This window comes from Verrucomicrobium sp. GAS474 (assembly GCF_900105685.1).
Classification (GTDB): Bacteria; Verrucomicrobiota; Verrucomicrobiia; order Methylacidiphilales; family GAS474; genus GAS474.
The window spans coordinates 844,425-868,769 of the sequence record NZ_LT629781.1; the positions used below are offsets into that span (position 1 = coordinate 844,425).

22 protein-coding genes are annotated in these 24,345 nt (G+C 69.2%); 11 read left to right on the forward strand and 11 right to left on the reverse strand.

Annotated features, from left to right (window positions below):
- The first annotated feature begins 69 nt into the window (after positions 1-69).
- Positions 70-1,173 (forward strand): hybrid sensor histidine kinase/response regulator, encoded by a 1,104-nt coding sequence (locus BLU04_RS03575; RefSeq protein ID WP_093282316.1) that lies wholly within the window; start codon positions 70-72, stop codon positions 1,171-1,173.
- Between the two features lie 106 nt (positions 1,174-1,279).
- Here the strand turns inward: BLU04_RS03575 and BLU04_RS03580 are convergent, their stop codons facing one another.
- On the reverse strand, positions 1,280-1,789 hold the full coding sequence (locus BLU04_RS03580) for a hypothetical protein (protein ID WP_093282318.1): 510 nt from the start codon (positions 1,787-1,789) through the stop codon (positions 1,280-1,282).
- 119 nt (positions 1,790-1,908) lie between these two features.
- Here BLU04_RS03580 and BLU04_RS03585 point away from each other — a divergent pair, with 119 nt between their 5' ends.
- From BLU04_RS03585 to ribF, 3 genes are all read left to right on the forward strand, one after another.
- Positions 1,909-2,886, forward strand: coding sequence for a bifunctional oligoribonuclease/PAP phosphatase NrnA (locus BLU04_RS03585; protein WP_093282321.1), 978 nt, complete (start codon positions 1,909-1,911; stop codon positions 2,884-2,886).
- Positions 2,887-2,984: 98 nt separating this feature from the next.
- Entirely contained in the window at positions 2,985-3,698 is a 714-nt protein-coding gene (gene truB / locus BLU04_RS03590) for a tRNA pseudouridine(55) synthase TruB (RefSeq protein WP_093282323.1), read from the forward strand.
- A gap of 30 nt (positions 3,699-3,728) precedes the next feature.
- Positions 3,729-4,685, forward strand: a complete 957-nt coding sequence (gene ribF, locus BLU04_RS03595) for a riboflavin biosynthesis protein RibF (RefSeq protein ID WP_093282326.1) — start codon at positions 3,729-3,731, stop codon at positions 4,683-4,685.
- Between the two features lie 7 nt (positions 4,686-4,692).
- On the opposite strand, the gene BLU04_RS03600 is transcribed toward ribF, so the two are convergent.
- On the reverse strand, positions 4,693-6,093 hold the full coding sequence (locus BLU04_RS03600) for an MBL fold metallo-hydrolase (protein ID WP_093282329.1): 1,401 nt from the start codon (positions 6,091-6,093) through the stop codon (positions 4,693-4,695).
- A gap of 85 nt (positions 6,094-6,178) precedes the next feature.
- Here BLU04_RS03600 and BLU04_RS03605 point away from each other — a divergent pair, with 85 nt between their 5' ends.
- Positions 6,179-6,706 (forward strand): cupin domain-containing protein, encoded by a 528-nt coding sequence (locus BLU04_RS03605; protein WP_197673019.1) that lies wholly within the window; start codon positions 6,179-6,181, stop codon positions 6,704-6,706.
- A gap of 16 nt (positions 6,707-6,722) precedes the next feature.
- On the opposite strand, the gene BLU04_RS03610 is transcribed toward BLU04_RS03605, so the two are convergent.
- Positions 6,723-7,373: a LysE family translocator gene (locus BLU04_RS03610; protein WP_093288442.1), complete on the reverse strand. Its 651-nt coding sequence runs from the start codon at positions 7,371-7,373 to the stop codon at positions 6,723-6,725.
- 64 nt (positions 7,374-7,437) lie between these two features.
- On the opposite strand from BLU04_RS03610, the gene priA reads away from it, so the two are divergent.
- Complete coding sequence (gene priA, locus BLU04_RS03615; protein WP_162274624.1) at positions 7,438-9,729, forward strand: primosomal protein N'; 2,292 nt, start codon at positions 7,438-7,440, stop codon at positions 9,727-9,729.
- A 111-nt stretch (positions 9,730-9,840) separates the two neighbouring features.
- On the forward strand, positions 9,841-11,352 hold the full coding sequence (locus BLU04_RS03620) for an inorganic phosphate transporter (RefSeq protein ID WP_093282334.1): 1,512 nt from the start codon (positions 9,841-9,843) through the stop codon (positions 11,350-11,352).
- A gap of 68 nt (positions 11,353-11,420) precedes the next feature.
- Here BLU04_RS03620 and BLU04_RS03625 read toward each other — a convergent pair whose 3' ends face one another.
- Positions 11,421-12,314 carry a folate-binding protein YgfZ gene (locus BLU04_RS03625; protein ID WP_093282336.1) on the reverse strand — a complete coding sequence of 298 codons (894 nt, stop codon included), beginning with the start codon at positions 12,312-12,314 and terminating at the stop codon, positions 11,421-11,423.
- 22 nt (positions 12,315-12,336) lie between these two features.
- The gene (gene crcB, locus BLU04_RS03630; protein WP_093288445.1) at positions 12,337-12,741 is read right to left on the reverse strand and encodes a fluoride efflux transporter CrcB; all 405 of its coding nucleotides are present in this window, start codon (positions 12,739-12,741) and stop codon (positions 12,337-12,339) included.
- A 195-nt stretch (positions 12,742-12,936) separates the two neighbouring features.
- On the opposite strand from crcB, the gene BLU04_RS03635 reads away from it, so the two are divergent.
- The 3 genes from BLU04_RS03635 to BLU04_RS03645 all read left to right on the forward strand — a co-directional run bounded on the left by BLU04_RS03635 (position 12,937) and on the right by BLU04_RS03645 (position 17,472).
- Positions 12,937-14,289 (forward strand): methyl-accepting chemotaxis protein, encoded by a 1,353-nt coding sequence (locus BLU04_RS03635; RefSeq protein WP_162274625.1) that lies wholly within the window; start codon positions 12,937-12,939, stop codon positions 14,287-14,289.
- Between the two features lie 356 nt (positions 14,290-14,645).
- A complete protein-coding gene (locus BLU04_RS03640) occupies positions 14,646-16,400 on the forward strand; it encodes a hypothetical protein (RefSeq protein ID WP_093282341.1) in 1,755 nt (584 codons plus the stop codon).
- Positions 16,393-17,472, forward strand: a complete 1,080-nt coding sequence (locus BLU04_RS03645) for an acyltransferase (protein WP_093282344.1) — start codon at positions 16,393-16,395, stop codon at positions 17,470-17,472. The genes BLU04_RS03640 and BLU04_RS03645 overlap by 8 nt, the downstream gene beginning before the upstream one ends.
- 276 nt (positions 17,473-17,748) lie before the next feature.
- Here BLU04_RS03645 and BLU04_RS03650 read toward each other — a convergent pair whose 3' ends face one another.
- Genes BLU04_RS03650 through BLU04_RS03670 form a run of 5 tightly spaced genes read right to left on the reverse strand, consistent with a single transcriptional unit; the run spans position 17,749 to position 21,119 of the window.
- Entirely contained in the window at positions 17,749-18,108 is a 360-nt protein-coding gene (locus tag BLU04_RS03650; protein ID WP_093282347.1) for a hypothetical protein, read from the reverse strand.
- 24 nt (positions 18,109-18,132) lie between these two features.
- The gene (locus BLU04_RS03655; protein ID WP_157895081.1) at positions 18,133-18,588 is read right to left on the reverse strand and encodes a hypothetical protein; all 456 of its coding nucleotides are present in this window, start codon (positions 18,586-18,588) and stop codon (positions 18,133-18,135) included.
- A gap of 24 nt (positions 18,589-18,612) precedes the next feature.
- The gene (locus BLU04_RS03660) at positions 18,613-19,599 is read right to left on the reverse strand and encodes a VTT domain-containing protein (RefSeq protein ID WP_093282352.1); all 987 of its coding nucleotides are present in this window, start codon (positions 19,597-19,599) and stop codon (positions 18,613-18,615) included.
- Between the two features lie 27 nt (positions 19,600-19,626).
- The gene (locus tag BLU04_RS03665; protein WP_093282355.1) at positions 19,627-20,196 is read right to left on the reverse strand and encodes a YdcF family protein; all 570 of its coding nucleotides are present in this window, start codon (positions 20,194-20,196) and stop codon (positions 19,627-19,629) included.
- Between the two features lie 11 nt (positions 20,197-20,207).
- Positions 20,208-21,119: a LysR family transcriptional regulator gene (locus BLU04_RS03670; RefSeq protein ID WP_093282358.1), complete on the reverse strand. Its 912-nt coding sequence runs from the start codon at positions 21,117-21,119 to the stop codon at positions 20,208-20,210.
- Between the two features lie 88 nt (positions 21,120-21,207).
- Between BLU04_RS03670 and metE the strand changes: the two genes are divergently transcribed.
- Complete coding sequence (gene metE / locus BLU04_RS03675; protein WP_093282360.1) at positions 21,208-23,604, forward strand: 5-methyltetrahydropteroyltriglutamate--homocysteine S-methyltransferase; 2,397 nt, start codon at positions 21,208-21,210, stop codon at positions 23,602-23,604.
- A 7-nt stretch (positions 23,605-23,611) separates the two neighbouring features.
- Here metE and BLU04_RS03680 read toward each other — a convergent pair whose 3' ends face one another.
- Positions 23,612-24,175, reverse strand: a complete 564-nt coding sequence (locus tag BLU04_RS03680) for a DUF1003 domain-containing protein (protein WP_093282363.1) — start codon at positions 24,173-24,175, stop codon at positions 23,612-23,614.
- Positions 24,176-24,345 lie beyond the last annotated feature (170 nt).

A 24,345-nucleotide genomic window follows, 5' to 3' on the forward strand; every position in this document is an offset into this window, starting at 1 on the left:
TTTACCTTCTCCCCTCCGCCGCGATAAAGTCGGGGAGCGTCCCCCCGGTCGTCCCCCCCGCTGGCTCCTATGGATTCCACCCCCCGCCTTTACGTCATCGACGACGATCCGTTCTGCTTCGAGATGATCGCCCTCCTCCTGCGCGGCGAGGGCTACGAGCTCCGCTACCTCGACGACAGCGAGAAGGCCTTCGACCAGATCCGGGAGGGCCGCCCCCACGTCGTCCTCAGCGACCTCATGATGCCGAAGGTCTCCGGCATCGAGCTTTGCAAGCAGCTGAAGGCCGATCCCCAGACCCGGGACATCCCCGTCATCCTCCTCACCGGGATCGACGACGAGGCCTACCTCACCCGCTGCGTCGACGCCGGGGCCGACGACTTCCTCGACAAGGGGATCTCCGCCCCCGTCCTCCGGGCGCGGATCCGCTCCATGCTCCGCATCCGGGCCCACTACGATCTCCTCCGCGAGGCGATGCGGCTCCGCGAGGACTTCGCCAACATCGTGATCCACGACATCGGCAACCCGCTGGCGACGATCGTCATCGAGACGGACGACCTCCTCGCCTGCGATCCCCGCGCCGACCAGGTCGAGAGCCTCACCACGATCAAGAACAGCACCCGCCGCCTCCGCGACATGGCCCACGACATGCTCCTGCTCGCGAAGATCGACCAGGGGAAGCTCCACCTCGACCTCGCCGAGTACGACCTCGCCGCCCTCATCGCCGAGGCCGCGGGCCACGCCGCCCCCCTCGTCCGCCGCCGGAAGCTGAACCTCCAGGTCACCCGCTCGGGCGAAGACGGGGACGCCCATCCCCCCGTGTGCGAGTGCGACCGAAACCTCGTCCTCCGCGTGATCGACAACATCCTCTCCAACGCCATCAAGTTCTCGCCGCCCGGCGGCCGGGTCGAGATCGGCCTCCATTGCCTCGGCGGCAGCGAGGGGGTTCCCGGGGGCCGCTTCCGCATCGAGATCGAGGACGAGGGAACCGGGATCCCCGAGGCGCTCCGGGAAAAGATCTTCGAGAAATTCGAGATCGGGCAGGTGAAGCGGGAAGTCCCGCAGATCGGCCTCGGCCTCGCCTTCTGCCGCACCGCGATCGAGGCCCACGGCGGGACCATCTCCGTCTGCGAGGGCCGCTCCGGCCGCGGGACCCGGATGATTATCGATCTCTAGGTCGCGTTAACGAACCCCGGCGGGAAACTCGATCCGGGGCCGTGGGAGGAGGGGCCGTTCCCGCTCCCGAAGGAGCGTTCTCCGCCCCCTACCCCTTCAACTTCGCCTATTGCCCCACCGTCGGCGCGGTCGACTGGATCGCGGGGGCGGCCGCCCCGTCGGTGGTCAGGAGGGCGGCGACGGGGCCGACGGGCTGGGTGACGACCTGTTCCTCCCCGGCGAAGAGCTGCTGCGCGACGTAATAGCTGGCGCCGCCCGCGAGGAGGGCGAAGACGAAGGCCTCGGCCAGCCGTCCCCAGCGGAAGCCGCGCTGCGATTCCATCCGGATCGCCGTGACCCGGGGGACGGCGACGACCTTCGGCGGGGGCATCTTGACCACCGGCTTCGTCTCCGCGTGGATGACGGTATGGGAGGGCGAGGGGGGAGGGGAAAGGGGGACGGCCGAGGAAAGGCTCGGGGCGGGCGGGACGGCTCCGGCCTTCGCTTCCGCCTTCGTGGCGGGCTCGGTTTCGAGCTTCGTTTCCAGCTTGGGTGCGGGCTTTCCCTCCGTCGGGGACGGGGAGGCCGGGATCGCCGGGGTCTTTTCCGGGAGAGGGGAGGCGGGCGGCTGCGACATGGAAGGAGGTTAAGACTCCTTTCGGGGGGAGACAAGCGCGATGTCCCGCCTTGCTTTCCTGAAAACAGGCCTGCACTCTTTCCGCTACCCTTTTTCCCGCCGTTACCCTTCGTCCCTTCATGCAGCCCCACCTCGATCATTTCCGAGCCCTCCTCGCCGAGCGGGATCGCTTTTGCATCCTCTCCCACATCCGCCCGGACGGGGATGCCTACGGGTCGGCCCTCGGCCTCGCCCTCAGCCTGAAGGCGTTCGGGAAGGAGGTCTCGGTCTACAACGAGGACGGCCTCCTCTGGAACTACCATTTCCTCCCCGGCAAGGAGTGCATCGAGAAGACGCCCGCCGCCGCCCCCGGGCCCGACGTCGCGATCATCGCCGTCGACACCTCGACCCAGGAGCGCCTCGGGGAGACCTTCGTCGGCTGGAACCGCCAGCCCGACGTCAACATCGACCATCACCAGAGCAACCCCGGCTTCGGCCGCATCAACCTGATCGATGCGGAAAGCCCCGCCTGCGCCCAGATCCTCTACGACCTCATCGAGGCCGCCGGGCTCCCCTGCCCGCCCGAGGCGGCGACGAATCTCTACGTCGGCCTCATGACCGACACCGGCTCTTTCCAATACCGCCACACCACGGCCCACACCTTCGAGGTCGCCGCCGGGCTCGTCTCGCGCGGGGCCGACCCGACGGCAATCGCCCAGCGCTTCTACCAGTCGACCTCGGTCGAGAGCTTCAACCTGAAGCGGGAGGTCCTCGGCGTCACGAAGTTCACCCACGGGAACCGCGTCGCCCACTACCGCCTCACGCGGGAGATGTACGCGAAGAGCGGCGCGCGGACCGACGAGGTCGAGAACTTCCTGGAGCAGCTCCAGGTCGTCGGCAGCGTCGAGGTCGCCTTCATGCTGGAGGAGATGGAGGGGGGAAAGACCCGCGTCAGCCTCCGCTCCCGCGGCACCGTCGACGTCAACGCCATCGCCGGCGGCCTCGGCGGCGGCGGCCACCGGCTGGCCGCGGGCATCCGCTCCTCCCTGCCTCCCGACGAGCTGGAGGCCCTCCTCCTCCGGCAGATCGGCGAGGCGCTGGCCGCCCACGGCGGCTGAAGCACGCCGCGAGGCGGGAGGGATGCCTTCCCTTCCTTCCGCGACGCCCTCGGCGCGGCACACCCGATCCCCCCTTAACTCTCCCCCCCCACTCTTTCATGGAACTCGACGGCGTCCTCCTTCTCGACAAGCCCAACGGCCCGACCTCCCACGACATGGTCGACCGCGTGCGGCGCAAATTCGGCCTGAAGAAGGTCGGCCACTGCGGCACCCTCGATCCCGCCGCCACCGGCCTCCTCATGATCGGCATCGGCAAGGCGACGAAGATCCAGGACCTCCTCATGGCCGAGGACAAGGTCTACGCGGGCCGCATGAAGCTCGGCGTCACCACCGACTCCCAGGACGCCCAGGGCGCCCCCCTGGAAACGAAAGAAGTCCCCCCGTTCACCCCGGAGCAGATCGCCGCCGCCTTCGCCAAATACCAGGGCGATTTCTACCAGACGCCGCCGATGGTCTCCGCCGTGAAGAAGGACGGCGTCCCCCTCTACAAGCTGGCCCGCGCCGGGAAGACCGTCGAGCGGGAGCCCCGCCTCGTCCACGTCTACTCCCACCGGATCACCGAGCTCGCCCTCCCCGAGATCGCCTTCGAGATCACCTGCAGCAAGGGCTTCTACGTCCGCACCTATTGCCACGACATCGGGGCCGACCTCGGCTGCGGCGCCCACCTCACCGCGCTGAGCCGCCTCCGGTCGGGGAACTTCTCCCTCGACCGCGCCGTCTCGTGGGAGACCCTCGACGCCCTCCCCGGCGTCCAGGAACTCTCCCGCCACGTCCTGAGCCTCCCGGAAATCTCCCGGCTGCGGCGGCAGTAACGCGCCCTCCCGCGACGACGCCCTTCCGCCATGGCCATCCCCCTCCTTCAGGCGCCCCCGATGCCCGGGGTCACGGGGCTCGCCGTCGGCGTCTTCGACGGGGTCCACCTCGGCCACCGCGCCATCCTCGCCGAGGCGCGGCACGGCGGCGGCGAGGGGGCGCACGGCCAGACCGCTGCCCTCACCTTCGATCCCCATCCGATGGTCCACATGGCGCCGGAGAAGGCCCCCTCCCGCCTCAGCACCGCCGCGCAGCGGACCGCCCTCCTCCTCGATTCCCGCGGCGGGACCCTCAGCCGCGTCGACGCCGTCCTCACCATCGCCTTCAACGAGGCGCTGCAGCACCTCCCCGCCGAGCGTTTCCTCGAGGAGATCGTCCGCATCTTCCCGAACCTCCGGCGGATCGCCTCCGGCCCCGACTGGAAATTCGGCCAGGGCCGCCGGGGCGACGCCGCCCTCATCGCCGGGTTCAACGCCACCCACGGCTTCCCCTTCCGCGCCTTCCCCGTCCCCGCTGTCCTCCACGGCGGCAGCCCCATCAGCAGCACCCGCGTCCGCGAGGCGATCCGGCAGCGGGACTTCGCCGAAACCGCGGCGATGCTGGGGCGGGAGTACGACATCGAGGGCCTCGTCGGCCACGGCGCGGGGCGCGGCTCCGGCATCGGCTTCCCGACGGCGAACGTCGGCGGCATCGCCCAGCTCCTCCCCCCGCCGGGCGTCTACGCCTGCCGGGTGACGGTGAACGGGGAGAGCCACCGCGCCGTCGCCAACCACGGCTCCAACCCCACCTTCGGCCCCGACACCCAGACCCACCTCGAGGTCCACCTCCTCGACTTCAAGAAGGATCTCTACGGCGCGACGCTGAAGATCGACGCCTTCCGCTTCCTGCGCGACGAGCGGAAGTTCAGCTCCGTCGAGGCCCTCATCGCCCAGATCGGGGCCGACGTGGCGACGGCGCGGACGATGGCCGATTCGGCGTTGTTCTAACCTCGGCCTAGAACTCGATCGCGTCGCCCTCGTGCGGGAGGACGACCTCGCTTCCCGGGTAGGCGGCCTGGAGCGATTTCTGGAAGGCGAGCCCGGCGTGCTCCTCGCCGTGGACGAGGGCGATCTTCCGCTTCGTCCCGCCGACGCGGGAGGCGTAGGCCAGGAGCTCGTCCCGGTCGGCGTGGCCGCTGTAGGCGTCGATCTTCACGATCTCGGCGCGGACGTCGAATTCCTCGCCGAAGATGCGGACCCGCTTCTCCCCCCGCAGCAGCTGGGCGCCGAGGGTGTTCTCCGCGCAGTAGCCGACGAAGAGGACGGTGTTCCGCGCGTCGCCGATGTGGTTCCGCAGGTGGTGGAGGATCCGCCCCGCCTCGCACATCCCCGAGGCCGAGATGATGATCGCCGAGCCGGGGAAGGTGTTCAGCTCCCGGGACTGCTCGACCTCGCGGATGTAGCGGATGTCGCCCCAGCCGAAGGGGTTCTTGTTCTTCTGGAGGTATTCGTAGAGGTCGGCGTTGAAGCACTCCGGGTGGAGCCGGAAGACCTCGGTCGCGTTCACGCTCAGCGGGCTGTCGACGAAGATCGGGAGGGCGGGATAGCAGTCGATGTCGCGCAGCTTGTGGAGCGCGAGAACGACGCCCTGCGCCCGGCCGACGGCGAAGGAGGGGATGAGGACCTTCCCGCCCCGCTCCCGCGTCCGGTTCACGACGGAGCAGAGGAAGTCGGAGGCCGAGTCGGTCGCCTCGTGAAGGCGGTCACCGTAGGTGCTCTCCATGAGGAGGACGTCGACGCCGTCGACCGGCTCGGGATCGCGGAGGATCTCGCTCGTCCCGTGGCCCCGTCCGACGTCGCCGCTGAAGAGGAGCCGGGCCTGGCGTCCCGCCTCGGAGAGGTCGAGGGCGACCTGCGCCGAGCCGAGCATGTGGCCCGCGTCGTGGAAGGTCGCCCGCACGCCGTCGACGACGGGGAAGCGGCGGCGGTAGTCGATCGAGACGAACTGGGACATCGTCCGCTCCGCGTCCTCGCGGGAGTAGAGCGGCTCGACGGGCGGGAGGCCCTGCTTCGCCCGCTTCTTGTTCACGTAGGCGGCGTCGCCGTGCTGGATCTTCGCCGAGTCCTGGAGCATGATGCCGCAGAGGTCGCGCGTCGCCGGGGTGGCGTAGATGTTCCCGGCGAAGCCGTGGCGGACCAGGTTCGGCAGGTTCCCGCTGTGGTCGATGTGGGCGTGGGAGAGGATGACGGCGTCGAGCGAGGCGGGATCGAAGGGGAACGAGGCGTTCCGCGCCCGGCTCGCCTCGCGCTTCCCTTCGGCGAGGCCGCAATCGAGGAGGACGCGCGCGCCCCCCACTTCGAGAAGATGTCGGGAGCCCGTCGTCATCCGGGCCGCCCCGTAGGGGGTCAGCTTCATGGCTTCAGCCTAGCGCGAAAGGGAGCCGATTGCGATGCCTCATTTGGTACCCGGCGAAATCGGGTTATAGTATCCGATTCCTTCCATGAATGCCGTCAACATCATGCCCGAGGTGATCCGCCTGGGGCCGCTCGGCTGGGTGCCGAACAATCCCCGCCTCCCCGTCCTCTTCTACCACGACGCGATCCCCTCCGACGGGATCGAGCATGCCATCGGCTTCGAGGGGGCCTTCGGCCTCCACGGCTGGCCCGCGCAATGGCGGGGCGGCATCTACGACTTCCACCACTACCACTCCAACGCCCACGAGGTCCTCGGCGTCGTCTCGGGCTCGGCCTGGCTGATGCTCGGCGGGCCGGGCGGGCGGCTCGTCCGGTTCAAGGCGGGCGACGTCGTCGTCCTCCCCGCCGGGACGGGCCACCGCCGCGTCGAGGCGAGCGACGATTTCGTCGTCGTCGGGGCCTACCCGCCCGGCCAGCGGTGGAACCTCTGCCGGGAGAGCGACGGCCCTCCCGCCGAGGCGGTCCTCGCCCGGATCGCCCGCGTCCCCTTCCCCTCCTCCGACCCGGTCTACGGCGACGAAGGCCCCCTCATCGCCCTCTGGCGGCACGGTTAGGGAGGGCCCGGAAAGTTCAGCGCGACGCCCACGCCAGCCGCAGGCCGAGGGCGACGAAGACCGCGCCGGTCACCCGATCGATCCCGGCCTCGAGCCCCGGGTGGCGGCCGATCATCCGGACGAACGGCGCGGCCCCGGCGACGAGGGCGAGATTCCAGAGATTGCCGATCACGGTGAAAAGCAGCCCCAGCATGAGGAAAGCCCAGGCGCTCAGGTGAGCCGCCTCGGACGCCGCCGGATCGAGGAACTGGGGAAGGAAAGCGAGGAAGAAGAGGGCGACCTTCGGATTCAGCACGTTCGTCAGATATCCCTGGAGGAAGATCCGCCGGGCCGGAAGGGGCGGCAGGCCCTCCACTGCGCCCCCGCCTCGAAACGATCCGGACCGCGCCCGCAGCAGCCGCCAACCAAGGTAGGCGAGATAAGCCGCGCCGAGGAGCTTCACCCCCGTGAAGGCGACCGCCGAGGCGTAAATGAGGGCCGAGAGGCCGGCCGCCGCCGCCACCGTGTGGGTCAGGCAGCCGAGGGTGATCCCGGCGACGGAGAGGAGCCCGCCCCGTTTCCCCTGCGCGAGGGTCCGTCCGAGGATGTAGAGCGTGTCGGGCCCCGGCGTGAGGGCGATCAGGACGACCGCCCCGGCGAAGAGCCCGAAGTGATGGATGCCGAGCATGGGAGGGGAAAGGGGAGGATCGTGCCTTGAGATCGCCCGAAATTCAAGCCATGCTGGCCCGCTCATGGAACCCGGCCTCTTCTCCGACGACTGCGCCTACGTCCGCGTCGTCCCGGAGAATTCCCGCGACCGGGCCTACGACTACGCCGTCCCCGACGCGCTGCGCGGGCGGGTCGGCGTGGGGATGCGGGTCCGCATGCCCCTCCGCAACGCGGAGACCTCGGGCATCGTCATCGAGACGCTCGCCCGGACCGGCTACGCGAAGATCCGCGCGATCACCGGCCTCGTCGGGGAGACCCCCGTCGTCCCGCCCTCGCTCTTCGCTCTCGCGCGGTGGATGGCCGACTATTACTGCGCCCCCCTCGCCCTCGCCCTCCGCTGCATCCTCCCGGAGCCGGTCCGGGCCGAGGCCGGGGCGCTGGTCCGCCTCTGGGTCGCGGTCCGGCCCGACGTCGGCGACGAGACGGTCGAGCTCGCCCTCGGCAAGGCGAAGAAGCAGCTCGAGGCGTGGCGCTGGCTCCGGGAAAAAGGCCCCGGCTGGCTCGGCGACCTCTGCGGCGAGAGCGGCATCGGGCGGGCCGTCTGGCAGGGCCTCCGCGACCGGGGCTTCGTCTCGATCGAGAACGCCGAGAGGGAACGCGATCCCTTCCTCCGCCTCCCCGATCCCGTCGGCGCCGAGCACGAGCCGAACGCGGCGCAGGCCGCCGCCCTGGCGATGATCGCCGAGGAGGGGGCGAAGCACGGGACGGCCGAAAAACCCCGCCCGATCCTCCTCCACGGCGTCACCGGGAGCGGCAAGACCGAGGTCTACCTCCGCGCCATCGCCGCCGTCCTCGACGCCGGGAAGAGCGCCCTCATGATCGTCCCCGAGATCGCGCTGACCCCGCAGGCCGTCGAGCGGTTCCGCGCCCGCTTCCTCGGGAAGAAAGTCCGCGTCGCCGTCCTCCACAGCGGCTTGTCACGAGGCGAACGGTACGACCAGTGGCGGCAGATCCGGGAGGGCCGCGCCCGGATCGTCATCGGGGCCCGCTCGGCGATCTTCGCCCCGGCGGAAGACCTCGGCCTCATCGTCGTCGACGAGGAGCACGAAGGTTCCTACAAGCAGGAGGAGGCCCCCTACTACCACGGGCGCGACCTCGCCGTGATGCGGGCCCACCTCGAGGGGATCCCCATCGTCCTCGGCTCGGCGACGCCCTCGCTCGAGACCTTCCACAACGCCGGCGCGGAGCAGGGGAAATACCGGATGGTCCGCCTCCCCGCCCGCGTCGCCGAGCGCCCCATGCCCCTCGTCCACGTCATCGACCTCCGGCAGAAGGGCAAGCCGAAGGACGGGGAACCCCCGCCCTCCGCCGCCATCACGCCCCGCCTCCGCGAGGCCGTCGAGAAGCGGCTCGAACGGCACGAGCAGACCCTCCTCTACCTCAACCGCCGCGGCCATTCGACGACCCTCCAGTGCCCCGAATGCGGCCACGTCGAGATGTGCCCCCACTGCAGCCTCTCCCTCACCTTCCACCGCTCCGACGCGCGGCTCCGCTGCCACCTCTGCGACCACGTCGCGGCGGTCCCCTCCCGCTGCCCCGCCTGCGCCGCCCCCGGCTACCGCTACGGCGGGCAGGGAACCCAGAAGATCGAGGAAGCCGTCGAGCAGGCCTTCCCGAAGGCCCGCATCCTCCGGATGGACTCCGACTCGATGCGCGGGAAGGACGTCCACCACCAGGCCCTCGCCGCGTTCGCCGCCGGGGAGGTCGACATCCTCGTGGGGACCCAGATGATCGCCAAGGGCCTCGACTTCCCGAAGGTCACCTGCGTCGGCGTCATCAACGTCGACGGGGCGCTCCAGATCCCCGACTTCCGCGCCGGGGAGCGGGTCTTCCAGCAGCTCATGCAGGTGGCGGGCCGCGCGGGCCGCGCCGAGACGAAGGGCGAGGTCTTCATCCAGACCCGGACCCCGTTCCACCCCGCGATCCAGTACGCGCGGCACCACGATTACGACGGCTTCGCCGAGCAGGAGCTCGAGTTCCGCAAGGCCCTCGGCTACCCCCCCTACCGCCGCGCCATCCTCGTCCGGTGGAAAGGGAAGAGCGAGGAGAAGACCCGCTTCGTCGCCGAGCAGATCGGCAGGAAAATCGCCGAAGGCTTCCAGGCCGTCGGGGCCAACGGCGCGAAGCTCGGCGAAGCCCAGGAAGTCGCCCCCGCCTCGATCGTCCGGATCGACGGGTTGTTCCGCTTCAACCAGTTGTTGCTGACCACCCGCGTCCCCGAAGCCGCCCGCTTCCTCACCGCCCTCCTCGCCGACCCGGCCTGGGAAGAGGAGGTGAAGACCTCCGTCGACGTCGATCCGTTGATGGTCGGGTAGGGGGGAGCCCTCCCTCCGCCACACGATTGTCACACAGTGTACGCGGAGGCGACATAGCGGTCGGCTTGGGTCTTGGGCTCAACCTTAATCATTCGAGAAACACCACACACCATGCACCTTTGGGGAGAAACGCTCACATTCGGATCGGCCTTCTTTTTACTGCTCGCGCTCGGCCTCGCGCTCGGTTTCGAGTTCATCAACGGCTTCCATGACACGGCCAACGCCGTCGCCACGGTCATCTACACGAAGTCGCTGAAGCCGGTGCCCGCCGTCATCTGGTCGGGCGTCTGGAACCTCATCGGCGTCATGACGTCGACGGGGGCCGTCGCCTTCGGCATCCTGGCGCTCCTGCCGGTCGACCTCGTCACCCACGTCGGCTCGTGGCCGGGCTTCGCGATGGTCTTCGCGATCCTCCTCTCGGCGATCGTCTGGAACCTCGGCACGTGGTGGTTCGGCCTCCCCGCCTCCAGCTCCCACACGATGATCGGCTCGATCATCGGCGTCGGCCTCGCCTACTCGGCGTTCCCCGGGATGAGCAACGGCCTCCACTTCGGCGAGGGCGTCAACTGGGCGAAGGCCCAGGAAGTCGGCATGGTCCTGATCATCTCCCCGCTCTTCGGCTTCTGCGCGGCGGGCCTCCTCCTCCTCCTCTCCAAGGCGATCATCAAGATCCCCGCCCTCTACGCCGCCCCGAAGGAAGGCGAGAAGCCCCCGCTCGGCATCCGCGCCCTCCTCGTCCTCACCTGCACCGGCGTCAGCTTCGCCCACGGCAGCAATGACGGCCAGAAGGGGATGGGCCTCCTCATGCTGATCCTGATCGGCCTCGTCCCCGGAGCCTTCGCGCTGAAGGCCGGCACCAGCCCGCAGACCGTCGCCGCCCTCGCGGCCCAGGCCCAGATGAACGTCGTCGCCCTCCACGAGAAAGTCGGCGACGCCGCCGCGACGATGACCGACGACGAGGCCGAGGCCGAGCTCGGCGGCCTCCTCAAGGGCAAGGTCAAGAAGAGCGACAAGACCTACGCCGCCCTCTCCTTCGAGAGCGCCACGATCGCGACCGCCCTCGAGGGCAAGACGACGTTCGACACCTTCGCCACCGAGGAGCGCCGCACGCTCCGCACCCGCATCTACCTCGTCGACGAGGTGACCGGGAAGCTCGACAAGGGCAAGAAGCTCGACGACCTCTCCCCCGAGGCGCAGAAGGCCCTCACCGGCTTCAAGAAGCAGGGCGACGCGGTCACAAAGTACATCCCCGACTGGGTGAAGATCGCCGTCGCGCTCGCGCTCGGCCTCGGCACGATGATCGGCTGGAAGCGGATCGTCGTCACCGTCGGCGAGAAGATCGGCAAGGCCCACCTGACCTACGGCCAGGGCGCCGCCGCCGAGCTCGTCGCGTGGAGCACCATCGGCCTCGCGTCGAACTACGGCCTCCCCGTCAGCACGACCCACGTCCTTTCCTCCGGCATCGCGGGGACGATGGCGGCGAACGGCTCCGGCGTGCAGGGCAAGACGCTGCGGAACATCCTCCTCGCCTGGGTGCTGACGCTCCCCGTCTGCATCTTCCTCGGCGCGACGCTCTTCTCGGGCGTCCTCTATGTCCTCTTCCACTTCGTCGGCGTGAAGTAGGGCGGGATCGGAATTGAAAAGGCGGCGGGATTTTTCCCGCCGCCTTTTTTGTGTCCGCAGAGGAAGCGTCAGGAAACGACGCGGAAGGTCCGGCCGTCGGCTTCGGTCTTCAGCTCGGGCGGGGTTTCGAGGAATTTGCGCTTGAGGAAGCCGAGGGCGCGGACTTTGCCGTCGGGGAAGGGGGCGAGGCGGGTGAGGCGGCCCGCCTCTTCGCCCGGGGCGGCGAAGAGGGGGGCGGGCGACCGGTCGACGGGGCCGCCGGTCTGCTCGAGCCGGACGAGGCGGCGGTTGACGTGGCCGATGCTCCGGATGCGGGCGACGGTCTCCTGGCCGACGTAGCAGCCCTTGTCGTAGACGAGGCCCCGTCCGGCGAGGTCGAAGGCGACTTCCTGCGGGAGGGTCTCGGCGTCGATCTCGATCCCCCAGCGGGCGATGCCGTGCTCGATCTCGAGGCGGTCGACGAGGTCCGCCGCCTCGGCCTCGGGGAGGGCGGGGAAGGGGACGGGGAAGGAGCGGGAAAGAGGAATCCAGTGGTCGACCCCCTCGACGCCGAAGCGTTGGCTGACGAAGGCGACGGGGGCGAGGGTCTCCCCTTCCTTCGGCTTCGACGCGAAGCCGGAAAGGCCGTCGCCCTGGAGGCGGCTGAGGGCGAATTGGCCGGTCACGTCGTCGATCGTCACGTCGTCGGCGATGAGGAATTTCTCGAGCCGCTCGCGGAGCGTTTCCCGGAGGGAGAGATCGGCGTCGAGGTAGAGGGCGTCGTCGGTCGCGGAGAGGAAGAGATCGCCGACGATCTTCCCCTTCCCCGTCAGCACCGCGCCGTAGACGCTCTGGCCGGGCTGGAGGAGGGTGAGGTCGCGCGTCGTCTGCCCGTTGAGGTAGCGGACGCGGTCCTCCCCGGTCACCCGCCAGAGGGCGCGGGCGGGGAGGGCGAAGAAGGGAAGGGAAAAGGGAGGCTTCATGCCGGGCCGGTTCTGATTTCGTTCATTTCGATTGAAGCATCATCCCCGCCGCGTGGCCGAGCCAGACGGCGGCGAGGCAGAGGACGAGGGAGAGGAGGCAGTTCGTCCCCGCCTGCGCGACGTGGCCGAGCTTCGCCAGCTCCATCGTCTGGAGGCTGAAGGAGGAGAACGTGGTGTAGCCGCCGCAGATCCCGGTCATCAGGAAGGCGCGGAAGTGGGGCGAGGCGGCCCCCCCTTCGGCGGCGGTGAGGACGGCGGCGAGGAAACCGATCAGGAAGGAGCCCGAAACGTTGATCAGGAGCGTCCCGAGGGCGAAGACCTGGGGAAAATTCCCCGGCACGCCGAAGCGGGCGGTCACCCATTGCGCCACGCCGAAGCGGGCCACGGAGCCGATGGCGCCGCCGAGAGCGACGGCGAGGTAAGTCATCCAGGGGGTCATGAGTCAGAGAGAAGCCGAAGTTTCAGCCGACTGCCCTTCTTTGGCAAGCGGAGATCATGGCCGCGCCCCCCCTTCCTGAAGGATTCACCTGAGGCAAAAGTGATCGCCCTCATGGCCTCAAAAATGCTTCTTGGAAAGGGGTCGCTTAACCGGGTTTATTTCTTATTTGGTAATTGTTTCGCCATGTCTTTAACTCCTCATTCCGCCCTCCGCCGCCGTCTGGCTCCCTCTTCCCAAGCTTCCGCCCTCTTTTCCGAACCGGCTCTCTCCGAGGCCGATCTCGATACCCTCCGCCGGATCGCCGCGGGGGAATGGGACCTCAATGCCCGCCTCGAGTCGGGCGGCGAGATCGCCGCGACGCTGAACCAGATCCTCGAGAACCTCGCCGAGACCCTCACCGGGGCGCTCCGCAGCGGGGTCCGCCTCTACGGGAACGTCCCGCCGCTCTTCGATTTCTCCGCACAGCTGGAGGGGGCGGCGAAGACGCAGGAGGAGCGCGCCGCCCACATCGCCGAATCGGCCCGGCACATGGCGGAGCAGCTCCACGCGATCGCCGGCCGCCTCCAGGAGGCCCTCGTCTCGACCGCCGACGTCGCCGGGATCATGGCCGACCTCGACGCCCGCTCGAAGCAGATCGAGAAGGTCGTCGACCGCGTCCAGCGCGTCGCGGGGCAGACGAAGCTCCTTTCCCTCAACGCCAGCGTCGAGGCGGCGCGGGCCGGGCAGGCGGGCCGCGCCTTCGCCGTCGTCGCCCAGGAGGTGCAGAAGCTGGCCGCCGACGCCGCCGAGGCGACGACCCAGATCCGCGACGTCCTCCACGACCTCGAAACGCGGATCGGCACCGCCGTCCAGGCCGTCGGGAAGCAGGGCGACGGCAGCACGGCCCGGGCCCAGGCTCACGACATCACGGCGGCGAACACGGGGGCGAACGCCCTTTCCCTCACCGGCGTGATGGAGGGGATCGTCGAGCGGGTCCGGCAGCAGAACGGGGAGGTCTCCGAGGTCGTGCGGGACATCGCGGGGATCGCCGGGGAGGCCCGCCTCCAGACCGAGGGGGCGGCCCGGCTGAAGGAGATGGCGAACCGCGCCCGCGAGGGGAGCGACGCCCTCATCGTCTCCCTCGGCGCGTTCCATCTCCCCGCCCATACCCGGCCCCGGGACCTCGTCGCCCGGCTGGCGCAGGACCCCGCCCTCCGCTCGATGGTCCGCCACCGGCAGGAGGAGGCGATGGCCCTCGCCGCCGAGCGGAACCGCTTCATCGAGCTCCTCTACGTCACCGACGCCTCGGGGCGGCAGGTCACCGGGAACATCGCAAAGAAGAGCGACCTCGGGACGAGCAAGGGCTTCGGCAGCGATTGGTCCCAGCGGGAGTGGTTCCGCCAGCCGATGGAGCGGCAGGCCTTGTCGCTTTCTGACATCTACCGCTCCTCGGCCTCGGATCGATTCTGCTTCACCGTCTCGGTCCCGATCCTTTCCGAGGACGAGGAGATCGTCGGGGTTTTGGCTGTCGATATTGATCTGACGCAGTTGATTTAAGGGGTCGCGAAGGGGGGCGGTGAATGCTCCTTCGGGACCGGGCAGAGACCCTGTACAGCTGGAGGCGATCCGCACGGGTTAGACGACGCAAGAGGGGCTTCGCCCCTCCTGGACTTGCCTCCCGGCCCTGCAAGTTAGTTTCCCCTGAGGAACGAGTGTCGCTACCGCGACGGCAGTCCCCGTCTGATAGGCCTGAACTGTTCTGGCCGCACCGCATTAGGCCGTCCGCTTCGGGTAGAGCGCGTCCGCTAGTTCCCCTGTCCGCTTGGGAGGAGCGACGCGTCCGAGTGCGGGCGGAACCCAAGCGATACGCTCCGTCCTTGTCACCCGCCTCGTCTCCCCCTTATCCTCCCGGCATGATTTCCGCCGACGGCCATCGCCGGGGCGCCTGGGGCGCGTTCTTCCTCTTTGCCCTTCTTCCCCTCCTCTTCGCCCTCTACACGGGGAATGTCTGGGAGGATTACTACATCACCTACCGCAGCAGCCAGAACCTGGCGACCGGCCACGGCCTCGTCTTCCAGCAGGGGGAGCGGGTCCAGACCTTCACCTCGCCCCTCGGCGTCCTCCTTCCCGCGCTCTGCAGCGTCGTGACGGGGACGACCCACGATGACGCCGCCCTCTGGCTCTTCCGCCTGATCTCGGCCTCGGCGCTCGGCGTCGCGGGGGTCTTCCTCTACCGGATGCTCCGCCATCACGGCGTCCCGCGCGTCCCCCTCTGGATCGGCCTCCTCCTCGTCGCCCTCGACGCGAAGACGGCGGCCTTCGACACGAACGGGATGGAAAACGGCTTCCTCCTCGCCTTCCTCCTCTTCTCCTGCTGGGCGCTGACCGTCCCCGCCCGCAGCGGCCGCCCGTGGCTCTGGATCGGCCTCTCGTGGGCCGGGATCATGTGGAGCCGTCCCGACGGCTTCATCTACGGCGGCGCCCCGGCAGCGGCGGTCCTCCTCTTCGGCAGCGGGATCGCGGCGGGGCGGGCGGGCGGGCGGCTCTGGCTCCTCCGGCAATACGCCCTCGCCCTCGGCCTCGCCGTGGCGATCTACCTGCCGTGGTTCATCGGCTCGTGGGCCTACTACGGGACCCCCGTCTCGAACACCATCGCGGCGAAGGGAGTCAACCTCCACTGGTCGTTCCTCGAAAAACTGGCGGGCAAGCATGAGGCGACTCCCGTCGCCGTCGAGGCCCCGGCCCCAGCCCCCGCCCCCGCTCTTTCCGTCCCCGCCTCGACCTCCGCACCGGTCTCCTCCCCGACGATGGCCCCCACCGGCGGGCCCGAGGCCCCCGCCCACCGCTCCTTCCTCCAGCTCGCCCACCTGAACCGGCTCCACTTCGACGCCCTCGGCCTCATCTACGCCCCGATCTACGTCCAGGCGGGAGGCTGGCCCGAGGCAGCGCGGTGCTGGGCGTGGGCCCTCGTCATCCTCGGCGGGCTGCCGCTGGTCCTCCCCGGGATGGCGCGGACGACGCGGGCGGCGGCGGCGGCCTTCCTCATCGTCGCGGCCTACTACTGCTACATGCCCCACGCCTCGCCGTGGTACCTCCCGACGGGGGCGTGGCTCGGCTACCTCTCGCTCCTCCTCGGCGTGATCGACCTCTACTACCGGACGGGGCTGACCCGCCGCCTCACGTGGTGCGCGGCGGCTGCCGTCGGCATCGGCGCGCAGCTCTTCCTCTTCGCCGCCGCCAGCGCCCAGCTCCGCGTGCAGCAGCACGCCATCGAGCTCGGCGTCCGCACGCCGATCGGCCATTGGCTGAAGGAGAACGCGCAGTCGCCGTCGGAGACCGTCTTCCTCGAGCCCCTCGGCTACATCGGCTACTATTCCCAGCTGAAGATGGTCGACTTCCCCGGCCTCTCCGCCCCGGAGGTCGTCGCCCTCCGCCGCCGCCTCCACACGGACAACTGGGCCGTCCTCATCGGGGCGCTGAAGCCGACGTGGCTCGTCCTCCGGCCCGCCGAGGTGACGATGCTCAACGGCGACGATGCCGCCCTCCTCCCCGCCTACCATGCGGTGAAGACCTTCGACGCCGGGGCCGAGATCGCCGCCGCCCGGATCTACGGGAAGGGCTACCTCGAGTGCGACCAGACGTTCATCGTCTTCCGGAGGAATGACTAAGCCTCCGCTCCAGCACCCCGGCGACCCTCACTCGCTCCCGCTCCCCCGCCTCGCCTCGATCGACCTCCTGCGGGCCGTGGCGGTGCTGATGGTGGCGACGGCCCACTTCGGCCGCGCCTTCTCGGCGGGGACGGCCCAGTTCTGCGCCGATTACGGGAAGCTCGGCGTCGAGGTCTTCTTCGTCATCTCGGGCTACGTCATCCCCTACAGCCTCGCCCGGAGCGGCTATTCCCTCGGCCCCGGGAACTTCGGCCCGCTGCAGGTCTTCGCCGCGAAGCGGTTCCTCCGCATCCATCCGCCGTACCTCGCCGCCCTCGCGCTCACGCTCGCGATCACATGGCCGTGGCGGCATGCCCTCGGCCTGCCCCAGGTCGACACGTGGGGGAGCCTGGCGCAGAGCGCCGCCTACCTCCACTTCCCGTCGGACAACCCGGTCTTCTGGTCGCTCCTCGTCGAGCTCGAATATTACGCGCTGATCGCCTTCATCTTCCCCCTCCTCGCCCACCGGCGGCTCGCCGTCGGGATGGCGACCTTCGGGGCGCTCCTCCTCCTCGCCCGCGTCGCGGGGGAACCGGGCGATGCGTTCCACCTGCCGCAATACCTTCCCCGTTTCGCGGTCGGCTTCGCCGTCTTTTGCTTCACCGAGGGGCGGATCGGCTGGCGGCGGCTCGCCCTCCTCCTCGCCGGGCTCTGGCTCTGGGACCGGAGCGGGCCGGAGGCGACGGCGGCCCTCCTCACCGGCCTCGCCATCGCGGCCTTCGCGAAGTGCGGCACGTGGCACCGGGAAGACCATCTCCCGCCCGTCCTCGCCCCCCTCCTCTTCATCGGGGCGATCTCCTATTCGTTCTTCCTCGTCCACCTTCCGGTGGGGGGAAAGATCCTCATCGCCCTCCGCTTCCTCCTCGGCCCCGGCGAGGCATGGGGCTTCCCCGTCTTCCTCGCCGCGCTGGCCGGCGCGACGGGGATGGCGTTCGTCTTCTACCGCCTGGTCGAAGCGCCTTGCCACCGGCTGGCGGGGAGGATGGGGACACAAAAAGAGACGCCCTCGGCTCCCCCGCACTCGGACGCGTGATTCCTCCCAAGCGGACAAGGGATCTAGCGGACCCGTTCTACCTGGAAAACTTGGCCCGATCGGTAGCGCGCCATCCAAGTTCAGGCCTATCAGACGGGGAGGTCCAGGAGGGGCAGAATGCCGTCGCGTTAGCGACACTCGTTTCTTAGGGGAGATTAACTGGCATGGCCGGGAGGCAAGCCCCTCTTGCGTCTTAAAACACGTGCGGATGGCCTCCAGCTGTACAGGGTGTGTACCCGGTCCCGAAGGAGCACCCACCGCTCCCTTCGCGACCCCTTATCCGCGACGCCACGCCAGCCACGCGACCCATCCGAGCGCACCCACGCCGATAACGAGCCCCGCGAGCGCGAGGAAGAGAAGCCGTCGGACCGTCCGGTCGGTCCGGCGCTGATGCTCCCGCAATTCGAGCACCATCTTGTGCAGGTGCTGATGGTCTTCCCGCAGCTCGGCGATCGTCGCGATGGCGTGGTCGAGGCGGTCCTTGCGCGGATGGCCGCCCGTCAATTTCTGGACCGCCTTGTCGATCAGCGTCTCGACGAGGATCGGAATGGCGGCGGTGATCGACGGTTCGAGTTTCTCGAGGATCGGCCCGAGTTGGCCGACGGAGACGAGGATCGATTTCAAGGTGCGGTTCATGGGCGGGAGGGGCAGGGCGGGGGGTTAAAGGAGGTCGAGGTAATCGAGGACTTCGGGGACGCCGTGGCTGAGGAGGCGGGAGGGGATGCGGTAGCCGTCGGGAAGGAAATCGGCGACGCCCCGTTCGAGCAATTTCTGGAACCAGGGCCGGGAGGCCTCGACCCGCTCGACGAAGAGCCGGACGGCGGGGCGGTCGTGTCGGTCGATCCGGTAGTCGAGCGTCACCGTCACCGGGCGGGTCTCCCCCTCCAGCTCGATTTCGAGCGTGACCCGGCGGCGGTCGGCGGCGAGCTTCCGCACCTCGAGCCGGGTCAGCGTCGCGCCGTAGGGGACGATGCCCCCGAAGGAATGGGGGAAGGGCCAGCCGAGCGGGAGGGGGCTGCCGTGGTTAACGACGTGGAGGGAGGCCTTGTCGAGGACCAGCCACTTCAGCAGATCGCGGCCGTGGGTGCGGAGCCAATCGGACATAAGCACGGACATGGGGTCAATCTAACGCCGAATCGCTCAGACCGAAAGGGCGGCGGCGTTATCGGCTGCTTCCGCCTCGGCCCGCCACGGCTCGGTCGGCCACCCTTGCGCCCGCCAGGCGTCGATCCCGCCGAGGAGGGGCCGGGCCTCCCTCGCGCCCTGCGTGGTGAGGTAGTCGGCCATCGCGACGGCGGTCTGGTCCTCGGGACAGTCGCAGTAGACGACGAGGGGTTTGTCGAGGGGCAATGCGGCGAGGCGGGAGGGGAGCCGCACGTAGGGGATCCAGACGGCGGCCGGGATCAGGACCGACTCGGCGGTCATCGTCGTCGCGTCGCGGGCGTCGAGGACGGTGATCGGCTCGCCCCGGTCGAGGCGGGCCTTGAGGTCGGCGACGGCGATCCCCTTCGCGCGGCCCCGGTTCAGTTCCGCCACGTAGCGCCGCCGGTTCCGGTAACGCCAGGCCAGGACCCCGGCGATCACCGCGGCGCAGGCCCACGGCCAATCGCCCTTCAGGCGGGCGGCGTGGGTGACGATGATCGAGAGCGCCTGCTCGATGTACGACCCGGCGACGAGGGGAAGCATCGCCCAGATCAGCGCCCCGAGCGCGTCGTAGAAGAGGAAGCGTCCCCACGGGATGCGGGAGAGCCCGGCCATCGGCGGCGTCAGCGAGCTGAGGCCGGGGATGAACTTCGCGAAGACGAGCATCTTCGTCCCATGGTTGGAGAAGATCACCTTCGTCTTGCTGATGCAGGTATCGGGCTTCCACGAGATGCGGCACATCAGGTTCAGCACCGTCGCCCCCTTCGCCCGGCCGATGGCGTACCAGATCACGTCGGCGAGGACGGCGGCGCCGACCGCCGTCAGGAGGCTGGCCCAGAGATTGAGCTCGTGCGAGGCGATCAGCGCCCCGGCGGCGACGAGGAGGGGGAGCGCCGGGATCGGCAGGCCGATCTGCTCCGCGAAGACGCAGGCGAAGATGCCGTAGTAACCGAGGTTCCACCAAGAGTGCGTCGCCGATTCCATGGCCGCGACGATACGGCCGATCGCCGCTCAGGGCAAGGGCCGGAAACGGTAGGCCGCCCAGCCGCCCACCTCGCGGGCGACGGCCCGGAAGTCGCCCCAGCGGACGCAGAAGGCCGGGGCGGAGAAGACCGGAGCGACGCCGAAGCGTCCCAGGGCGAGGCGGACGCGGGAGAGGTGAAAATATTCGGTGACGACGACGACACCCCGCAAATCGCGGTCCCGGAGGAACGCCGCCGTGTTGCGGGCCGAATCCCACGTCGTCGCCCCGGCCGGATCGGGGACGATGCGGGCGAGCGGGAGGCCGTGGGCGGCGAGATAGGAGGCCATCCCCGCCGCCTCGCTCTGCCCGTGGATCTCCGAGGCCCCGCTGGCGAGCACGACGGCACGGGGCTGCTCCGCCGCCGCGAGGAGCGCCCGGTCGAGCCGCGCCCGCTCGCGCAGCGTCAACGTCCCGTCCGCATTCACCCCGCCCGAGCCGAGGACCAGGATCACGTCGGCCGAACCCAGCCGCTCACGGGAACCATCCCACGCGAGGAGAGCCATCGCCGCGAGATAGAGCGCGCCCGCCCAGGCCGTGATCCGCAATACACGTTTCATTGCTTTGAAGGCTAAAGCCCCTCGATCCCCTGCAACGTCGCAAAACTGATCTCCCGCATGATCCGCAGGAACTCCTCCATGTAGGCGAGCTTCGCCCCCTCGAGGGTCGTCGCCGTGTAGAGGCGGCTCTGGAGGCCCGATTTGCCGATCTGTTTGCCGACGACGTACTTCTTGTCGAGGTAGGGCTGGATCGTCCACCCCGGCAGCGCCGCGACGCCCTGGCCGCTGGCGACGAGCTGGAGGATCGCGACGGTCAGCTCGGTCTTCCGCCGGACGGGATCGACCTTCGCGGGGATCAGCACCTCGCGGACGAGGTCGAGGCGGTCGTCGGGGATCGGGTAGGTGACGAGGGTCTCGTTCTTGAAATCCTTCGCCGTGAGGTAGGGCTTCCGCGTGAGGGGGTGGTGCTTCCCGAGGATGGCGAGCATCTCGTAGCCGAAGAGGGGATGGAAGACGACGCCCTCGCGCTTCTGCGTGTGGGAGACGATGACGAGGTCGGCGCGGTTCTCGTTCAGGAGGCCGACGGGATCGGCGTGGAAGCCGGAGACGAGGTCCATCTCGACCTGCGGCCAATGCTCTCGGAAGGCGTCCATCGACGGCATCAGCCAGTCGAAGCACGAATGGCACTCGACGGCGATGCGGAGCCGCCCCGCCTGGCCCTGCGCGATCCGGGCGAGGTCGCGCTCGCCGTCGCGGACTCGCTTCGAGACGTCGTAGGCGAGCTCGACGAGGAGCCGCCCCGCGGCGGTGAGGCGGAGGGGATCGCTCTTCCGCTCGAAGACCTCGACGCCGTAGTGGCTCTCCACCGCGCGGATCTGGTGCGAGGCGGCGGGCTGGGAAAGGTGGACCCGCCTCGCCGCCTTGGAGAGATTCCCCGTCTCGGCCAGGGCGATCAACGTGTGGAAGTGGCGCAGCTCGATCATGGTCCCGCCATGATCATAAGAATTTTGAATGATGAAAGAAAAAACGATGCGTTAGGAGAATGATGAAGAGTTTGGGAGAGTGGAAGGCATGAACCCGTCCCCCTGCATCGTCGTCCACTCCCTCGGCCATCCCCGCATCGGGGCCCACCGGGAATTGAAGAAGGCCGTCGAGGCCTACTGGAACGGCAAGAGCCCGCTCGCCGACCTCGAGGCGGCGGGCCGCGCCCTCCGCGCCGACCATTGGCGCGTGCAGAAGAACGCGGGCCTCGACCTCGTCCCCGTCGGCGACTTCTCCTTCTACGACTCGATGCTCGAGCTCTCCTGCCTCGTCGGCAACGTCCCGCCCCGGTTCGCCTACTCGCACCGGGCCGGGGAGCCGGTCGGCTCCGACACCTTCTTCCTCATGGCCCGCGGCTCGCGCGGCGAAAAGACCGAAAAGAGCGAGGGCAGGGAAACGTGCGGCTGCGGCCACGACCACGGCGCCCCCGCCGCGACCCGGCACGCCTGCGAGATGACGAAGTGGTTCGACACGAACTACCACTACATCGTCCCCGAATTCCATTCCGGCACCCGCTTCGCCCTTTCCTCCGAGAAGCTCTTCAACGACTTCGAGGAGGCGAAGGCCCAGGGCATCGCCGGGAAGCCGGTCCTCATCGGCCCCGTCACCTACCTTGCCCTCGGCAAGGTCCAGGACGCGGCGAACCCGACGTTCGACCGCCTTTCCCTCCTCGACGGCCTCGTCGCCGTCTACGAGGAAGTCCTCGCCCGCCTCGCGAAACTCGGCGCGACGTGGATCCAGATCGACGAGCCGATCACGGCCCTCGATCTCTCCGCCGCCCAGAAGGCCGCGCTGAAGGGCGCCCATGCCCGCCTCGCGAAGGCCGCCGCCGCGCACGGCCTCAAGCTCCTCGTCGCCTCCTACTTCGGCCCCCTCCGCGACAACCTCGCCGACTTCCTCGCCCTCCCCGCCAACGCCTTCCATTACGACGCCGTCCGGGGCGAAGAGGAAATCGACGCCTTCCTCGCCGCCTTCAAGGAACAGGCGAAGGGGAAGATCCTCTCCCTCGGCATCGTCGACGGGCGGAACATCTGGAAGAACGACTTCGACGCATCCCTCGCCGTCCTCCGCAAGGCGTGGGCCGCCGTCGGCGAAGGCAACCTCTGGCTCGCCCCCTCGTGCTCCCTCCTCCACAGCCCCGTCACGCTGAGGAACGAGACCTCCCCCTCGCTCGATCCCGAACTGAAGAGCTGGCTCGCCTTCGCCGAGGAGAAGCTCGACGAATTGGCCGCCCTCCGCTCCTTCCTCCTCGGCACCGGCGATCCCGCCGCGCTCGAGGCGAACCGCGCCGCCCAGGCCGCCCGCCGCGCCAGCCCCCGCATCCACAACGCCGCCGTCGCCCGCCGCCTCGCCGCCGTCACCCCCTCCGACGCCCGCCGCGTCTCCCTCTTCCGCGAGCGGCAGAAGCTCCAGCGGGCGAAGCTCGGCCTCCCCGCCTTCCCCACCACCACCATCGGCTCCTTCCCGCAGACCGCCGAGGTCCGCGCCGCCCGCGCGCAGTGGAAGAAGGGGACCCTCTCCGAGTCGTCCTACGAGGCCTTCCTCGAAAAGGAGATCGCCGCGTGCGTCGCCTTCCAGGACGAGATCGGGATCGACATGCCGGTCCACGGCGAGTTCGAGCGGAACGACATGGTCGAGTACTTCGGCGAGCAGCTCGAAGGGTTCGCCTTCACCGCGAACGGCTGGGTCCAGAGCTACGGCTCCCGCTGCGTGAAGCCCCCCATCCTCTTCGGCGACGTCAGCCGTCCCCGTCCGATGACCGTCCGCTGGTCGGCCTACGCCCAGACCCTCACCCGCCGTCCGATGAAGGGGATGCTCACCGGCCCCGTCACCATCCTCCAGTGGAGCTTCGTCCGCAACGACCAGCCCCGCTCCGCGACGGCGCGACAGATCGCCCTCGCCATCCGCGACGAGGTCGTCGACCTCGAGCGCGTCGGCCTCGCCGCCATCCAGATCGACGAGCCGGCGATCCGCGAGGGCCTACCCCTCCGCCGCGCCGACTGGGCCGCCTACCTCGCCTGGGCCGTCGAGGCCTTCCGCCTCTCCGCCTCGGGCGTCCGCGACGAGACCCAGATCCACACCCACATGTGCTATGCCGAGTTCAACGACATCATCCAGGCCGTCGCCGACCTCGACGCCGACGTCATCACCATCGAGACCTCGCGGTCGAACATGGAACTCCTCGGCGCCTTCGCGAACTTCAATTACCCGAACGAGATCGGGCCGGGCGTCTACGACATCCACTCCCCCCGCATCCCCGAGACCGGCGAGATGGAGCGGCTGATGGAAAAGGCGAAGGCCGTCCTCCCGCCCCGCAACCTCTGGGTCAACCCCGACTGCGGCCTGAAGACCCGCGCCTGGGCCGAGGTGAAGCCCGCGCTGAAGAACCTCGTCGAGACGGCGAAGCGGCTCCGGGCGGGGGTGTAGGGAGGGCCTACTTCCCTCCCGGCAGCACCCGGCCGTGCATCTCGATCGTCAGCGCCTCGATGCGCTGGCTGAGGTTGCGGATCAGCTCGGTCATCTCGTTGTTCTGGCTGACGAGCTCGACGAGCTGGGCGGTCTGCGTCGCCGAGACCATCTGCCGTTCCTCGCTCGCCTTGGCGAGGGCCTCGCGGTGCTGCGCGTCGGCCTCGGCGTGGGCCTTGTCGCGGTCGGCCTGCCGAGTCTGGGCGAGGAGGATGAGCGGGGCGGCGTAGGCGGCCTGGAGACTGAAGGCGAGGTTCAGCAGGATGAAGGGGTAGGCGTCGAAGTGGAAGACCCCCACGATGTTCAGCACCATCCACGCGAAGACGACGACGGTCTGCGCGATGAGGAAGACCGGCGTCCCGAAGAAGCGGGCGAAGGCCTCGGCCTTCAGCGCGAACCAATCGTTCCCGAAGGCGTTCTGGAGGTGGAAGTGGGGAAGATGGAACCGGACGTGGTGCCGGGGATGGTGGGGGTGATGATGATTATCGTGGGCGTGGGGGGCGGCGGGAGCGGGCGAAGGGATGAGGGACATGGGGTTTCTCCGGGTGGGGGGTTGGGGAGGCGGGGGGCGGATAAGGAGTTGGTTGAGAGTCGTTTCAGGATCTTTCGGAATCTTCCTAAGCGATACTCCGGCCCGCCCCGTTGTCGATCCCCTTTTGGGTTACATTCACGTGCCGGAGGAGGGAGGGGGGAGGGAAATGT